Annotated in this window: 15 protein-coding genes; 9 read left to right on the top strand and 6 right to left on the bottom strand. The window is 61.7% G+C overall.

Annotation, left to right across the window (positions count from 1 at the left end; translation table 11 throughout):
* Positions 1 to 597: 597 nt before the first annotated feature.
* The 4 genes from ABE85_RS02090 to ABE85_RS28200 all read left to right on the top strand — a co-directional run bounded on the left by ABE85_RS02090 (position 598) and on the right by ABE85_RS28200 (position 4,361).
* Positions 598 to 1,815 carry a phospholipase D family protein gene (locus ABE85_RS02090; RefSeq protein ID WP_067269649.1) on the top strand — a complete coding sequence of 406 codons (1,218 nt, stop codon included), beginning with the start codon at positions 598 to 600 and terminating at the stop codon, positions 1,813 to 1,815.
* A 197-nt stretch (positions 1,816 to 2,012) separates the two neighbouring features.
* Positions 2,013 to 2,657 (top strand): helix-turn-helix domain-containing protein, encoded by a 645-nt coding sequence (locus tag ABE85_RS02085; RefSeq protein ID WP_067269648.1) that lies wholly within the window; start codon positions 2,013 to 2,015, stop codon positions 2,655 to 2,657.
* Between the two features lie 164 nt (positions 2,658 to 2,821).
* Entirely contained in the window at positions 2,822 to 3,568 is a 747-nt protein-coding gene (locus ABE85_RS02080; protein WP_067269647.1) for a DUF3944 domain-containing protein, read from the top strand.
* 256 nt (positions 3,569 to 3,824) lie between these two features.
* Positions 3,825 to 4,361 (top strand): H-NS family nucleoid-associated regulatory protein, encoded by a 537-nt coding sequence (locus ABE85_RS28200; protein WP_082938232.1) that lies wholly within the window; start codon positions 3,825 to 3,827, stop codon positions 4,359 to 4,361.
* A 446-nt stretch (positions 4,362 to 4,807) separates the two neighbouring features.
* Here ABE85_RS28200 and ABE85_RS02075 read toward each other — a convergent pair whose 3' ends face one another.
* Together ABE85_RS02075 and ABE85_RS02070 are read right to left on the bottom strand one after the other, a co-directional pair.
* A complete protein-coding gene (locus ABE85_RS02075; RefSeq protein ID WP_067269646.1) occupies positions 4,808 to 5,494 on the bottom strand; it encodes a hypothetical protein in 687 nt (228 codons plus the stop codon).
* 243 nt (positions 5,495 to 5,737) lie between these two features.
* Positions 5,738 to 6,601, bottom strand: coding sequence for a hypothetical protein (locus ABE85_RS02070; protein WP_067269645.1), 864 nt, complete (start codon positions 6,599 to 6,601; stop codon positions 5,738 to 5,740).
* Between the two features lie 177 nt (positions 6,602 to 6,778).
* On the opposite strand from ABE85_RS02070, the gene ABE85_RS02065 reads away from it, so the two are divergent.
* The 3 genes from ABE85_RS02065 to ABE85_RS02050 all read left to right on the top strand — a co-directional run bounded on the left by ABE85_RS02065 (position 6,779) and on the right by ABE85_RS02050 (position 8,149).
* The gene (locus ABE85_RS02065; protein WP_231993207.1) at positions 6,779 to 7,015 is read left to right on the top strand and encodes a helix-turn-helix domain-containing protein; all 237 of its coding nucleotides are present in this window, start codon (positions 6,779 to 6,781) and stop codon (positions 7,013 to 7,015) included.
* A gap of 494 nt (positions 7,016 to 7,509) precedes the next feature.
* Positions 7,510 to 7,779: a hypothetical protein gene (locus tag ABE85_RS02055; RefSeq protein ID WP_157521851.1), complete on the top strand. Its 270-nt coding sequence runs from the start codon at positions 7,510 to 7,512 to the stop codon at positions 7,777 to 7,779.
* 1 nt (position 7,780) lies between these two features.
* Positions 7,781 to 8,149 (top strand): hypothetical protein, encoded by a 369-nt coding sequence (locus ABE85_RS02050; protein ID WP_082938231.1) that lies wholly within the window; start codon positions 7,781 to 7,783, stop codon positions 8,147 to 8,149.
* Between the two features lie 29 nt (positions 8,150 to 8,178).
* Here the strand turns inward: ABE85_RS02050 and ABE85_RS02045 are convergent, their stop codons facing one another.
* The gene (locus ABE85_RS02045; protein WP_067269636.1) at positions 8,179 to 8,589 is read right to left on the bottom strand and encodes a hypothetical protein; all 411 of its coding nucleotides are present in this window, start codon (positions 8,587 to 8,589) and stop codon (positions 8,179 to 8,181) included.
* A gap of 389 nt (positions 8,590 to 8,978) precedes the next feature.
* Here ABE85_RS02045 and ABE85_RS02040 point away from each other — a divergent pair, with 389 nt between their 5' ends.
* The gene (locus tag ABE85_RS02040; RefSeq protein WP_067269632.1) at positions 8,979 to 9,890 is read left to right on the top strand and encodes a hypothetical protein; all 912 of its coding nucleotides are present in this window, start codon (positions 8,979 to 8,981) and stop codon (positions 9,888 to 9,890) included.
* A 107-nt stretch (positions 9,891 to 9,997) separates the two neighbouring features.
* Positions 9,998 to 11,029, top strand: a complete 1,032-nt coding sequence (locus ABE85_RS02035) for a hypothetical protein (protein WP_067269630.1) — start codon at positions 9,998 to 10,000, stop codon at positions 11,027 to 11,029.
* A 1-nt stretch (position 11,030) separates the two neighbouring features.
* Here ABE85_RS02035 and ABE85_RS02030 read toward each other — a convergent pair whose 3' ends face one another.
* From ABE85_RS02030 to ABE85_RS02020, 3 genes are read right to left on the bottom strand one after another with little or no spacing between them, the layout of a single operon-like run.
* Positions 11,031 to 12,434, bottom strand: coding sequence for a DUF6035 family protein (locus ABE85_RS02030; RefSeq protein ID WP_157521849.1), 1,404 nt, complete (start codon positions 12,432 to 12,434; stop codon positions 11,031 to 11,033).
* A gap of 2 nt (positions 12,435 to 12,436) precedes the next feature.
* Positions 12,437 to 13,408 carry a DUF2726 domain-containing protein gene (locus ABE85_RS02025; RefSeq protein WP_067269626.1) on the bottom strand — a complete coding sequence of 324 codons (972 nt, stop codon included), beginning with the start codon at positions 13,406 to 13,408 and terminating at the stop codon, positions 12,437 to 12,439.
* Positions 13,405 to 15,135 carry a hypothetical protein gene (locus ABE85_RS02020; protein ID WP_157521847.1) on the bottom strand — a complete coding sequence of 577 codons (1,731 nt, stop codon included), beginning with the start codon at positions 15,133 to 15,135 and terminating at the stop codon, positions 13,405 to 13,407. Before ABE85_RS02020 ends, ABE85_RS02025 begins: the two co-directional genes overlap by 4 nt.
* Positions 15,136 to 15,411: the final 276 nt, after the last annotated feature.

Genomic DNA, 15,411 nt, shown 5'->3' with positions numbered 1-15,411 from the left:
GCTTGCCCCAACTTCGCCCCCTCCCACGCGCCTCGCGCTACGGACATGGCGCGGCTTGGCCGGTTAGACCGCGGCTCCCCGCGCCTTAGACCAAAGCTCCCCAATCCTTAGTCAACGACTCCCCAGTCATTAGTTTGTGGCTCCCGTCGACCCAAGGGCCATCGCCATGCAAGTCTCTGTCGCGCTTGGACAAACGCGGGACTTAGCCTACTGGGCACTCCCCAGAAGTAGAGAAGAGAGATGTATGAGAAGGCGCAGCGCCAGGTTCGCGGCTATGGTCGGCATGCGCGGCAGGCATCTCAGAACGGCGAGCGCCCGCCGAAGACAACCAAGTGCCCACTGCGGCTGAGACCCCGAAGCACTGTTGCGCAAGTTGAAGAAGAGTCGAGAACCAATTCAGCCCGCCTCTTGCGATTCGGGTCTTCCTTCCCTGAGCTATCCGCCTACGTGCCAGGTCGCTCAATCCGGCGCTCCTCGCACCCTAGCGGCGCTTCCGTATGGAGGAAGTCACTGCTCTCGCCTTCATCGCAGCGCCCGCCTCCCCAGAGTTCGAGGCTCGAAATACTATTGACGCACAACAAATCCTGGGAGGGATAAATGCAGACAAGAGTCCTCACGGACAAGGAAGCTGCAAAGGAGGCGCTCCGCCTTGTGCAGCAGGCTGACCGCGTTTCGATTGCCGTGGCTTGGGCTACCAAGAACGCCGTCACCGAATGCGTCTTGAAGTGCGGGAAGGTCGAGCGCGCCATCATCGGCACGCACATGTACATCACAGACCCTGCCGTACTCCGCGAATTTGCGCAGTTCCCGCAATCGAGGGTCATTGCCCCAGACGAGCCCAAGCTCTTCCATCCGAAGGTCTACCTCTTCGAGCGCGAAGGAGGCTTCGCAGCCATCGTCGGCAGCCACAACATGACCCGCGGAGCCTTCGAGTCGAACGTTGAAGCCAGCATCCTCCTCGAGGGAGACAGCTCAGCGAGCGTTCTGCGCGACCTAAGGGGATTCATCGACCAGAGCTGGAAGGCCGGAGAACCCATCGACGAGCGAGCCTTCCTATTCGGTTATGAACGTCAGTACGCCGCCAAGCGCCGTGCGCGGGAGGAGCTGAAGACCTTCCATCGACTTAGCCCTCCGGCCAAGGATTCGAGCGAGCCCTCGCCCCTGGACCTCGACTGGCGAGAGTTCTCCAAACGCGTCAAGGAGCAGGAGCGACTAGACAACGGCGCCCGGATGCGGCTGCTGCAGCGGGCAAGTGAGCTCTTCGCCGAGCACAAGCATTTCTCCGCTATGGAGCGTCATGACCGGCGGTGCATCGCTGCGACGCTGGGGCGGGTTGAACGCAAGCAGGGGGACATCAACTGGGCATGGTTTGGCAACATGTCCGGCCACGGCGACTTCCAGAACCTCGTCAATGAGAGTCCTGAGCTGCTCTCAAATGCCTTGGACCACATCCCCTCGGTTGGCGACGTCACGGACGAGCAATATGCCGCCTTCGTTGAGACCTTCAACGCCGCTTTCGAAGGCAAGGCTCACAAGGGTGGATATCCCGTCGCCAGTCGTCTGCTGGCCATGAAGCGCCCCGACCAGTTTGTTGCCGTCAACTCGCAGAACGTCAAGGGCTTGTGCGCCGCGCTTGATGTGCCGTGGACGAGGTTGAACCTGGAGAACTACTGGCAGCGGATTGTGGTTCCTATCCGGAACAGCCCATGGTGGTTCTCCGCCAGGCCAGCCAAGCCCGAGGCCGCCAGGCTCTGGGACTTCCGCGTGGCGATGCTCGATTCCATCTACTACGTGCGCGGAACCGTCGAGGACTGAGCGAGCCCCTCCTCGCAAGCACAGAATCGAACGCCGCCTTGCGCCCCGCGGACTGTGCGCATTCCTTCACGCGATTCCCCCTGAGTGCGGGAGGGCTGTCCGGCTAGCTGGACAGCCTCCCTCAGGCCTCACGACCTGACCCATAGAGTCCATTCCGTCGCAACAACTCGCTGATGACAATACAGCAGCCAAAACGTATGGAACTGTCCGAGACCCAGGACGCGCTTGTCCGGAACGTCCGCAACGCGATGAGCGTTGGCGGCATTCCCGAGAACGGGTACCCCTCCTCCATCACACAAGGCTCCCTCGTGGAAGCCTCCGGCGTCAGCCGGGCGACCCTCACCGGGCAGATGCTCGGTGGCGATGGGGAGGCCAACCCGAAGCTCAAGCAGATTTGTCGCGTTGCTGAGGCTCTCGGGGTACCCCCAGCCTTCCTTTTGATGCGTCCCGATGATTGGACGCGCCTAGCTCAGGTGGTCGTCCACTACGGCAGCCTGATGAGGAGTTCAAACGCTCGAGTCGGTGAGTTGCAAATCAAGTTCTCCCACGCAGCTCCAGACACCACGCAGGACCAAGCTCTACTGGCTGCTCAGCTAGCCCGCGCGCTTGGCATCGAAGACCAAGTCTCGGAGGAGACCATCAACGAGTCGAAGAACGAGATGGGAGCCGAACTCTCGACCAGGAACACCGATGCGAGGCGTCGCGTGTTCACGAGCTCATCACTCCTTCCCATCACCCAGATGCAGCCGGCAGAACGCTTCGCCGCCTTGCTCCTGACCACCGCATTCGCAACCAACCATCGTCGAGACCAAGCACACGGTCAGACGCCTTCCAGTGAGTGACACAAACATGGTTCGTTCACCGATTGACCCGTTCGCAGCTGTGTTCAGTGCCTACCTAGCTGGTGCAGCTACGGCAATCCTCGCTATCGCATACGCCAAGTACGTCGAACGACGCGCTCAGGCAGCTTCGAAGAACTCTTAATCCGCACATCAGGAGAGAAACCATGGCATACCGCTTTGACACCGACCTCGAGTTCCTGTCCAAAATCAGCTCGGAAGACCTGGATGGATTGGTCACCACGCTCACCCACGACAAAGACGGCAGCACCCGGCTGACGGAAGAATTGACTGGCGCCGTCGAGTACAAGCGTCACCACCCTGACCACGCCAAGTACTGGGAGCTTGTGGCGGCTGAAGTACAGAGCTACGGCGCCAACACCTTCGCCACCATCTTGCGCGGCGGCAAAGGGGTCCTCTACAAGGAAGTTCTGACCGATGTTTGCGACAAGCTGAAGGTCAACTACAACGGCGATTCCGATGTTGAGCTCATCGAGCAGAACCTGATGATGAAAATCATCCAGGACTCGGTCGAGAAGATGACGGATGAGGAAGTTCGTGAGATGGCCCAAGAGGCCGGTGTAGTGAACTATCAGTCTTTGACCAAAGATGCAGCGATTGCGGCTTTCATCGCGGTATTCAGGGCTGGCGGCTTCAAGTCCTTCCAGATTCTGGTCATCGTGGTCAACGCAGTTCTGAAGGCGCTCATCGGAAGAGGCCTCGGATTCGCCGCCGCGGGGATGATGAACCGCACAGCAGCCATCCTGGTCGGCCCTGTTGGCTGGGTCATCACCGGCCTTTGGACTGCCTTTGACCTGGCGAGCCCCGCTTACCGCGTGACTATCCCCGCAGTCATCCAAATCATCGTGCTTCGTCAGAAGCAGCTTGTGGATAGCAAGGCAAACCAGGCCTAAGCACCAGCGCGCTAAGCGCTGCCCTAGATGGTCTGGTCAAGCTCCTCGCTTGCCTGTTCGTCGGCCCTCAGCTCCATGCGAACTGAGGGCCGACTTGTTTCTGAAGGTGAGTTTCAGAGCCCGCCAGCACGTTCATTCGTCAGCGCACCGCCACTTTGGTCATTCGGTAAACGGTGGGCGAAATTTACTCTTTTGGGTAAATGGATGCTTTAATCCGCCTGTTCAAAGACCTCCCTTGCCTCATAGGAGCCCCCAAATGGCCAAGTCGTTGGAGCAGTTGCAAGCACAAATTGCGAAGCTCGAAGCGCAAGCGCAAGCAGTTCGCGAGAAAGAAGCTGTTGGAGTCATCGCCCGCATCAAGGAGGCGATTAAGCACTACCGGCTGACACCGGCACAGCTCTTTGACGACGTGCCTTCTACGGGTAGAGCAACCCCTGCCACAGGCAAGGCATATCGGACCCGCTCTAACGCGTCGGCCAAATTTGGCGACGGTCAAGGCCGCACCTGGAGTGGACTCGGAAAGCGGCCAGACTGGTTCAAGGCTGCTCTGGCGGCCGGCAAGACCCCGGACGAGCTTCTTATCAGCAAATCTTCTGGCGTAGCAGTGAACAGTAAGCCGAAGCGCGCTTCCGTCAAACGTGCCGCCGGCGGCCGCAAGAAGGGCCCGGGCCTACCCAAGTACCAAAGCGCAGAAGGTCAAACCTGGACTGGCGTTGGCAAGCGGCCAGGCTGGTTCGTGGCTGCTCTAGAAGCCGGCAAGACTGAGGACGACCTTCTCATCAAGCAAAGCTGATTCGCCGGGCGCTGGCTCAAGGTCCGTTGGGCCCGCGTGCCTTTACTCGAATCGTTGTCCCTCCAGACGTCGACATGTCTCGGCACAGCTACTGCGGCGAGTTTCATACCGCGTTCGTAAACTGACGGCATGTCTGTGGTATCGAAGGACGTCGACGTCCAACCGGCGATTGAGGCAAAGGCTCACGACTCTCAGGCACCCCTGAAGCGGTTTCGCGACAACATCGCACGCGCCATAGTCCAGATGGATGCAGGCCAATTCAAAGGAATAGACAAGTGGCGCATCGACAAGCGTCCGTGCGCCTCAGGCAGCAGGAGAGCGCGGGCCCTCGAGCTGGCTGAGCGCGCAAAGAAGGAAGCTTCTCGACCGCGCGCCCCATGATGCGACAACGAAGCCGGCTTGCGTCGTAGGCCAGGCAATGGCTTAAGCCAACCCCACAGCCCCTTTCAGGCCACATCCTCGGCCTGAACGCTCTGAGCCAAGACCCCGTAGCGGCGATGAAGCTCATACAGCTCGCGCTTTAGACGCACTGTGGTCGCGACAATCTCATCAGAGAACTCCTGCGGGTAGTACGCCTGGGGAAGCTCCTCATCGGAGAACGGAACTCCCTTGTGCTTCGTCTTCATGTAGGCATGCCAGATTGCTACGTGAGTCAGGAATTTGGTCGAGGAGTCAGGGATTCGCTCTCCATCCACGAGGTGCGATTTGGTCAGGAGTAGATTGACGATGCTGTCGTTGGAGGCCACGTACAGCGTCAGCGTCTCGGACTCAATGTCGGTCAGTCGACCGGATTTCTCCAGCTCCCAGAGCGTGTTCCATCGGCAAATCAAGGCGTAGATTGGACCGTAGAGCTCGCCAAGTTGGCGCTCTCGGAAGTCGATTTGCGCCTTGAGCATTAGCTCCCGCGTCTTTGCGTCGACCTGAAGCTGCTGTTTGAACTCCTCGCTTTGTCTTCCAAGCTGGAACTGAAGCGAAAGTTCTTGGGCCTTGCTGGCGTCTTGCAAGCTCTGCTTGAACTCATCTGCCTGACGTTGGAGGCTTCGTGAGAGCAGCTCCTTGGCCAGAAATCCAGCGACTAGAAGGACGCCAGCCGTCGTAATCAGCTCCGAGATGACGAATTGGAGGAAGTTCATCGGTGACGTAGGTGGGTTGAGGAAGAAGCGCGACCGCCTAACACCTAGGACGCTTGCACACCCTATCCGCTGGCGGACCTGCGCTTCTATCACCGACCCACACCCATCCGCATCCACAGGCCTGACTACGTTCACAACGGAGCCACTACATCCGTGGGCCTGCTGTGGTCGATGCGTGCTGAAGCCAAGCCGGGCATCGGCCCGGTACCCACCTCGTTGCTGACTCTCGATGGGCAGGTCGTACTAGCGCAGCTTCTCCACCAGAAGCGTGACCCGATTACCCATGATGCCAATCGAATCAGCTTCGGGCGTCGAGGACTGGGAGTTGATGCGCCAGCCGTTCTTTGGCAGGTCGTTGAAGAAAACGTAGAGCCCGTTGCAGTTGAAAGTCAGCTCGTTGACACTTTGTCCGCTGCGCTGTCGAGCATCGCAAGCCACCTGAGTACCCTTGGGCGAACGCTCAAGGAACGCCGAACGCTGTGCTGCGGCCCGCTTCTGCGAGGCCTCCTCCGCCGCGCTCTCCTGCTGCCGCTTCTCGAAGTCCCCTCGATGCCGTTCGGCGATGGTGGCCTGTGCTCGAGGACCAAAGGTCGCCAAGTCGTCCGGTGACATCCACGCGATTGCTCGGAAGACTCGCCCGCCTGGCGTATTGAACGCGCGAGCGCTGTACAAAATGTGAGTGCGGACAGCGATGACACAGGCCGGAACATCGACCTGCGATTGGTAGACCTGCGCCTGGACCTGGAAGATGGCTTCACCGGCCTTCGCGAGGTCCCGAACTTCGACGGGGACGCTGGTACGGGCGACCTCGCGGTAGGCCACCCCTCCCTTCAGCTCGCACCACCGCATGAAGTCGTCCGTCGCGACCGCGTTCGCGCCGGCGACATCTTCGAACTCCTGGGCAGTCCTGGGCAGATAGCCGTCCGCGGAGACCAGGCGGGAAGCCTTCGGATACTTCGCCAAGAAGATGCCCTGCAGGTCCGCGAAGGAGGTCTGCGCGGTGACCGCTGCCGTCTGGCTCGGGGCAGTTGGAGCCCTGCTGGCACAGCCGACGAGCGAGATGAGAGCAAAGACGCCACAAGCGAGGAGCGGCCGGTACGAGGTCATTCGCATTCCTAGGTCTAGAGTTTTCGAGCAGTCCGTGCCTGCTGGAAGCTCTGGAGCCGCGTGCGAAGACGCATCAATTTTGCTACCTATAGGCACGTGTCTTTAGTGTACGGATACCCAAGACTCGCGCCCACGATGCGGGCGAGTGCGAATCCGGAACTTATTGACGCTTTGGCGGTGGAAATCAAAGTCCGCCGGGAGGAGCTCGGGTTCTCGCAGGAGGATTTGGCCGGCCAGACCGAGCTCGGTCGCCCGTACATCTCCTTGCTTGAAGTCGGCAAGAAGCAGCCGACCATTTCGGTCCTCTACCGAATCGCTGTTGGCTTGGGCTTGACCTTCGGGGAGTTCGCCGACCGCGTTGAACGTCGGTACAAGAAGGAAGCAAAGCGACGCCGCGCTGCGGCTAAGGCTTAAAGGCGTTAGCGACGAGACCCCGGTTTGGTCCCGGGACTCTCACGCCATGGCGTCGAGGGCATCCAGGAGGCGTCTGACTTCAGGGCTGCTAACGCCCTTCTCCGGAGCAGCCTCAGGCACCTCGGGCGGCGTAGGCCAGGCCCACAGCACCTGCCGATAGCTCGACTGGCGCTTACGGTTCCAGAAGTCTTCCTCGCCAGCGATAAGTACTCTCCGAGGCTCGATGCGGACTAGCTGCGCGCTGAAGAGTTGTACCAGCGGCTCCACCCCACCAGACAACGGCAACAGAAGGCCATACGTGGCTGCCCCGCCCATCTCGTCCCGCATAGTGGCTCGCGTTCATCTGCAGGCGGCCAGATAGAGGCGTGGCGGCGCGCAGCTCATCTGCGGAGCGCTTGCGCCCAAGGCGGCGTAAACAGAGGGCTCGGACCAACATGTTGAAATACTGTATGCGCATACAGTATATTCAGGCATCCGACTTCGGAGGCCGCGAGATGCTCCTCGACCTGAACGACCCGCAGACCATCGTGAACTGGTGGTCAGTTTTCCCGGAGCGCCACGGCGCACTGCTGGCGGACTGGTCGCGCCGGCGGCCAGAACACCGCGTCGCCATCTCCCAGGCGCGCAGGCTCATCAATGCCGACCCGGCACGCCGGGCCTTGCTGGAGCGGGTGCGAGCTTTAGATGCACACGGAAGCACCGAGGAGGCTGCTCAACAGCCACCGTCTCATGACGAGCTGGCGGCTGGAGAGTTGGAGCATTGAGATGACATCAAAGGGTGAAGGAGAACTGCGCGCTGACCCTAAGGGCTCAGGTAGCGATGAGCTGGTCCGAGCTATGGTGTCTCCACATTCGGACGGAGCAACCCAGCATCTGTTCGAGTTCACGCTGCGCTATCTCCTGGATGACCACGAGGTGCTCGTAGAAGCTGTGATGGCACGCCTCGAACAGACCGGCTGTTCCGATACATTGGTCGGAGCAGGAATCACCGGCATCCTCGAACTTCAGTTCATCCGTAGTGCGTCGTCAGCGGAGGAAGCGTTGAACAGCGCGAACAGCGCCGTGCGACGCGCGTTCCCGTCAGCCAAACTTTCGAAGGTCATCCCTGCCCTCGATACCCCCAGCGCTGACTGAGTCGTTCACAAACGTCATCAGCTCGCTCATCACAGGCCACTGAGGAACGAGCCAGGGTCCAAGGCGTAGCGCCACGCGACCGAGCGCTGAAGCGCATGTTTCAACGCCGCAGGCACCGGTGCGATGGTTTCGGACAGCTCATCGCAGTAGAACTGACAGCCAAGCTGGATTGCGAGCTCGCAGACCCTAGCAACGAAATCTTCTAGGTCGCTTGAGCGAGCATCAAAGCGCGCATGAAGTTCGCACTCGTCGTGCTCTAGCTCCACCAGGTCGACCCGATTCCCCGCCTCGTCACCGAAGGCTATCCAACCGTCAACGAGCGCGACGTTGGCACCAAATCGAGCAGGCAGTAAGCGCCACGCTTCGCCCCTGGTTCCAGAAGGAAGAGGGACATCGAGCGAAACCTGAAAGAGCTGCACGTCGAATTGCCAAACGGCCATGAGGGAACCTCGAACAGCGTCCAAGGGAGCGAAGCATAGGCCGCAGAGCCAGTTTGGGCGAGGGAGGCTCTCATTCTTAGCCTTGCCGGACCCGGCCGTTGCCGACTCCCGTCCGTGCGCCAATAACGACGCGTAGCCAAGGACCACGACGGGTTGTTTTGCATCGGTCGCCGGCCGGTCGCAGCCCCTTCTAGTCTGCACTGACGCGGATTTGCTTCGCGGGTCTGGCCCTGGAATAATTCTGGTGAAGGCGTCCGCCTGAGCAGCCAGCCGCTCCAAACAGACAGGTTTCCGTTCCCATCCTCTCCACGCCAACCCATGCATCTCCGCTGGGCGCGGGGCAAGTAATCGCTGGTGTGCCCCGTGCTGAAACCCATCCGGAGGCTTGCATGCCAGTTGGTATCTCTTCTCTCGCCTACGCCGTTCGCAAGGCTAGCGAGACCACTTCCCACCCCTTGAGGCATGGTCACGCGTCGCAGCTTGTCGCTGCGCTGGGCTACAACACCCTCGCTGCGCACCAGGCCGCGGTTGCCGAGGGCGCGGAAAGCGAGCATCTCGACGCCGCGGCGCATGCCGTGCTCGACGAGGCGCTGCTCGCGGACCGCGCCTTAGAGCTGGCGCTACCCCATTCGGTCGTAGCGCTCGTTGACCTGGTTCGCGGTGCGTTCAAGGCTGAGCTGCCCGGGATGGCCTTGCACCGTCACGACGACGCACTGGCCGACGTGCTGTGTGACCTTGTCGATGACCGCGCCTACAACCATGGCCAGACCAGCAGTGCGATGGACGCCACGAACAACGACGGCGTCGCTGAAATCTATCTGCCCCTGGACCTGACGCTGGCGGAGTTGCCACCGCCTGGCGAGGTTTTTGAGCTGGAGATTGAAGGTCACATCGCGATGAGCCCAGACATCGAGCGCCCGTACTCCGGGCACAAGATTGCCGTGCGCTGCTCGCTCTTCATCGAACGGGTGAGTCGCGTGGCCATCACTGAGCCCGAGTTCCGGCTGGAGACGGCCCAACTCGACTACAACTGGGACGGCGACAGCGAAGACGAGCCGGCGAAGGTGCCGCTGGCCGAGGCCTTGGCCGAGGAACTGGGCATTTCGCAGGAAGAAGCTGAAGAGCTGGTGGATGTCGAACCCATCGCCATTGAGGGCCACGACGACATGGTCTATGGGTACGTGTTCGACTTCGCCGATGTTGCGTCACCGCAGCTGCAGGTCAAGCTGCTTGAAAAGCACGGCTCCCTGCAACATGAGGTGCCGCTCTGGTTCTTCGAGCGTGTTGCGGCCGAGCTGTGACCCGTTAGTGCTCTGAGGGAGCGGTGCCGCGTGCCGCCCCCATCCATCGCGCAGGCGCACCGTTTGGTTGCGCTAGACGGTGTATCGCATGAACAGCAGGGAGAACAATGAACCTCTTCGAGCGCAAAGTTCCAGAGCAGCAGCTCTGCGAAATCTACAGACGCGTCGAGGCCGGCGCGACATCGGGCGACCTGGAACTTCTCCAGCAATGGTGTGCGGGATTTGAAGACCGTGACGGTAAGTTTGTTCACGAGTTCCAGACGACCTTCAACTCTTCGTTCTGGGAGCTGTATCTCCACGCGGTGCTGAAGGAGTTCCGGCTCGATGTGGACTACCGCCATGCGCGTCCGGACTTCGTCGTGACAAGCCCGCATGACTTCTGCATCGAGGCGGTTACTGCGCAACCAGTTGGGGGAAAACCGCTCGGGCCTGGCCAGACCGACGAGGCAATCGCCTTACTTGGGGACCTCAACGAGCTCAACCGACGAGCGATGGTGCGGCTCGCCAACAGTTTCCACTCCAAGGTGAAGAAGTATCGGGACGGCTACTCCGCGCTCGCCCATGTCCGAGACAAGCCTTTCGTGCTGGCCGTAGCCGCCTTCGACAGTCCTGCATTTTTCGCGCTGAGCACGCGACCGATGGAGGCGCTTCTGTACAACTACTACGTCGACGAAGAGGCGTTCATCGCCGGTGAGAAAGACACCCTCGAGGGCGAGCATCTAGCGTCAGTCAAAAAGGACAACGGCGCGCCGATTGAGCTGGGAATGTTCCAGGGTCCGGCGTTCTCGGAAGTCAGCGCCGTTGTCTGGAACCCTTGCGCCACCTGGGGCAAGGTAAGGACGATGTCACCACTAGCTACCAACGAACGGGTGGTTGTCCAATCGGTGCGCTACAACCCCAATAGCCATCTGCCGCATCACGTCGTCGAGACGAAACCCGACACATCGGAGACGCTGTTGGATGGCTTGACGGTCTTCCACAACCCGTTTGCAAAGCATCCGCTTGACCCCGCGGTCTTTGGCCACCCAGACGTGGCGCAGATGTATGCCGACTACTCCACTGATAAGTTCGTGATTGACCGCCGGGAGGGGCAGTTGCTGTTCCGCTCGCTGCAAACCATCAAGATTCGCAGCAGCTGAGCTAGGGCAGCGGCACCAGCTCCGGAAACAGCAGCTCCACCATGGCCTGCGCATCACGCTTCGGCTCGAACGGCGTTGGGTCCACGTCGTACTGGGCACGGAGCTCCAGGTACCGCTTGTGCCAGTGCCCTTCCTTCCCTTCGGCCTTCATGGACTCCTCGCGGCCGTAGCGGCGCACCGCGTGCATGAACCACTTCAGATGGTTTTTCTCGGTGTTGGCCACGCGATGCGCAACCTCAACCAGGAGCTTCTGGCCCTGTCCCCAAGGGCGGTTGTGCTTCGCTGAATACAGGTCCGTCAGCACTTCGCGGTCGATGTAGTTGTCGTACTGGTGCAGGTGAATGCCGAAGCGGGCAAACCGGCGGCGGAACTCGTTCCAGTCCCTGGACGAGTCCTTGCCCTGGTACCCGGTGATGCCCATCCAAGCCTCGAAGTCGTCGCGCAGCTTCTGCTTCTCCGCTTCCACATCGGCCTCGAGCTGGCGCTTCGCGCCGGCGTAGTCGAAGTAGTACGCGTGCTGAGCGGTGGGGTCGAGGGTCAGTTCGTGGAACGGCACGACGCGCCGGTGTAGGCCTGAATGGCCGCCACCCTTGGTTGGCGCCGCCCAGATGCATTCGAGCCTGAACTCGCTGGCTTCCAGGGAGGACTCGACGGTCTTCGTGGTCACGACGAAGGCGTTCAGGTTGTTGTTGTAGAACACGTCGTCATCGGTCATGCGCCGATGCTCAGTGTCGAACTCGGCAAACAGCCAGACCAGAAGACCGCCTTCCTGCTGATAAAAGTCGCGCCGTGCAGCGATGACGTCCAGGTGCGTGGTCGAGAGCTGGATTTCAAAAGCGATGGGCAGGCCGTTGTAGACCGCGCGGACGTCGGGCCGGCGGCGCTCGCCCGTCAGCGGACCCTTCCAGGTCGGTTCCTGAGCGATGTCGTCGAAGCGGCCGTCGGCCGCCAGGCACTGACAGACCCAGTCCTTCATCCGGCGGTGGAGCTTGCTCTCCTTGGCGCCGTTGTACTTGCGCGCGTTGATTTCATCCTGGCTGAGCGCGCCGCGCGTCTGCGCCGGACAGCTGCCATCTTCATGCTGATGCTTGAAGAAGAACCTGAAGTTCTCTTTGGTGCGGCAGATGTACGCGGCCACGTTGCACAGCGAGCATCGGTACAGCGGGTCGTCCTTGCGCATTTGGCTTCGGACGGTCATGCGCAGCTGAATCAGCCGCTCGTAGTCGGTGCCGATGACTGCAGAGACCGGCAGGTGCCGGCCGGTCTCCATCTCTTGCACCTCCTTGACCTCCGGCTTCTCGACCCAGAGTGGCTCGCCGGGGTGGGGGCGTTCCTGGGCACGACGGCGGGCTGGCCGCAGGGCGGCGTCGCCAGCTTCAAATGGCGCGTCGATGTACTCGTCCATGCTCACCCCCGAACAGCGCGAGCAGGCGCAGTGTGAGTGGCCGACTCGGCCGGCACCAGGAAGTCGTGCGTTCTGCGTGGCCGCATCCGGCGCGGTCGAAGGGCATCTAGCGTCTTCGCCTCGGCCATCATCAGGTCGTAGAAGTCCTCGGCACGCACGGCCTTCTCATCGTCGGCGCGGATGCGGACCAGCGGCAAACCCGCGAGCTTGAACAGCAGGTTCTTCAGCTCGTCGCGCTCCGCCGCTTCTTCGGTGTCGTGGTGAACCGAGTCCAGCTCGATGCCGGCCACAGGGTCTTCATCGGCTGTGCACAGGAGGACATCGACTTGTGCGGCCCAGGCGTAGTTGCGGACGCGCGCAGGGACGGTTGCCTCCAACTTGTCGATGTCGATGAAGTTCTTCAGCGGCATGTTGGGGTAGGCCTGCAGCGACGGGAAGAACTGGCGGACGGCACGCAGGAACTCGCGCTCCTGCTGGCTCGCGCAGGCGTTGCGGCGGAAGTCGAAAGCGTCCACCGCAGACCACATGCCAAACGAGAAGGCGCTGACGATGGCCACGCGCCTCATCTCGGTGGCGGGCACGCGGCGACCGTCGGTTGCGCCAGGCGGAGACCAGCGCACTTCCTTGGCCTTGATGTCCTCACCCGTCATCAGCGGCAGCACCGGCGTTGCCGTCTCGGGTTCAGCCTGGCGCATCGCCTCGTTGATGCGCAGGTTGATACCTGCGAGCAGGTCGTCCTCGACCAGCACCAGACGGCTGGAACGCACCATGCGGTAGAGGCGCACCAGCGTGGCCGGCTGCAGCTGGTCTTCCAGGAACGCCTGGCGCAGCAGGGACGGGAAGACGCGTTGCATCAGCGCGGTGACGACGGGCTCCACCGTGTGCTGCTGGCGGTAGCTCTCGAAGGCTTCCAGGAAGCCGTCGATATTGCGGCGCTCCAGCAGGATGCGCAGGTTTTCGGCGGCGGGCGTCATTGCGCATCTCCCTGGCGCTCGAAGCGCACGATGAGCGCGTGGCCGAAGGCCCAGGGCCAGGTCTTCACGCCAGGGACCTCCGGCATCAGGCCGTTCATCGGGATGAGATGCGGGGACACCGCCACGTACATCTTCAGGCCGAGCGCGTCTGCGCTCGCACGGAGTTCCTGCGCATCGCTGGCGTACACGAGGTACGGCAGCTCGTTCTCCATCGACATCGCACCGGCAGAAATCATCTTCTGCAAGTTCAGGCCACTGGCGAACTGGTCGATGGCCTCAGTGACGGCGGTAGTCGTTTCGGGGTCGAGGTCCTTCGGCTTGGCGTAGCGGACGGCGTCCACGCGCGGCAGCAGGCTGTACAGGAGCTTGTCGTCAGTGACCAGCTCCATCTCGGCCAGCGTTGGCCAGGCGAATGCCTGGTTGGGGTTGTCGACCTTCAGGTCCTCCAGCATCTGCATCACGAAGCCGACCGGCAGGTTCTTCTCCATGGCGCGCGGCTCGACGCCGAACTTCTCGATGTAGCTGTCCCAGGTGAGGTCGGCCTTTGCCAGCATGTGCAGCACGCGGTGCAGGTCGACGCGCCACGTATCGGGTGGGCCACTCAAGTAGTCGACGCGCTTGGTGAAGTCGTGATGGCGGAAGCCGCCGCTGTGGATGCGCTTGGCCAACTTGTAGCGGCGCAGCAGACGTTCGCAGTCATGGGGGCCGATTTGGCGGTGGACGCGGCCGGGCACGAAGCCGTTTGGCTTGAGGGTTTCGACCGCCCAGACGTAGCGCTTGCCGTTGACCAGCCAGGCGCCCACACCCTCACGGGGAACGTAGATGTCGACCTGGTCGGGCTTGCGGTTCGTGCCGTCCTCGCGCAGGGACAGCTCCAGTTGATGCCAGCAGGTCAGCTCGTCACCGCGCGCGATTTCATAGCCGCTGTGCGGGTCGTCCTCGTCGGGCTCGAACACCAGCACCAGTTCGGAGTTCACGACGTCAGATGCGGTGACCGCGTTGATGTCACCGGGGATGGGATACGCGTTGGCGCAGAGCTTGAGGGCTGCGTAGCCATCCAGCACGGCCTTGCCTGTCTCTTCGAGATGACGGCGCAGCTTCTCCAACGCGGCCGGCGCATCGGCCAGCCAGTCAATGTCGTCCTCCAGCATCGGCGTAACGCCGCCCAGGGGCCACATCTCGTTGCGGCCGGCGGCATCGCCTTCCTTGGGCACGGGCACCGAGAAGTTGAGCGAGCGGCCGGTGAAGTTCATGGTCAGCACGCCGAGAGGCAACTGGCCCCGGGCGCGCAGCTTGTCGGCCCAGTCACGCAGCGCATCTGCCAGCTCGCTCCAGGTGGCGAACTCCGAATGGCGCAGTTGATAGCCGCCGTCGAAGACGTAGAACTGCAGGCGGGGAACCGGCGGTTCGCTGTCGGTGTGCCAGCTAGTGCTGCCGGTCAGCTGGGCCGCGGCGTGCAAGGAGTTGACGTGTTTGAGGGCAATGCCGCGTGCCTGCAGCGCCTTGCGCAGACGCTTGGCCAGCGTTTTGTGGTCCTCGCGTGGGTCAACGTGCAGCGATTGCACGACTTCCAGCGCTTCGTCAAACGTGAAACGGGGGGCCTGCGACTGGAGGAAGGTCCAGAGCGTGCCGGCGCGCGCTTCATCGCTCAGGGGCGATGCCGAGCCAGAGGTGGAGGAGGAAGATGCGGCCGGGCTGGCCGACGAACCCGAGGTGGGTGTAGACATGGATTGAGCTCCGTCATGGAAAGCGCATCGAAGAACGGCACACGTTGTTCGGCTTTCCGGGACTCAATACCAAGTCGAGGAAGGTCGGAATACTGCTGCTGGTTTTGCCGTGCCGGACATGCTTGTCCGGTGTGTGCACTGACGGGAGCAACTCACCCACGGCCCGTTGAGCCGCAGCAGAATCGTAAGCAAAAGCGGCGGGTGTAGTCAAGTCAAGCGTGCCGGCGCTGGCCCGGGCAAGATGCGTTAACGGGGACCAGAGGCGTCCCTGCACGG

Origin of the sequence: Mitsuaria sp. 7 (genome assembly GCF_001653795.1) — a bacterium.
Classification (GTDB): Bacteria; Pseudomonadota; Gammaproteobacteria; order Burkholderiales; family Burkholderiaceae_C; genus Roseateles.
The sequence above is the reverse complement of the archived record's forward strand: the minus strand, read 5'-3'. Positions and strand labels throughout refer to the sequence as shown.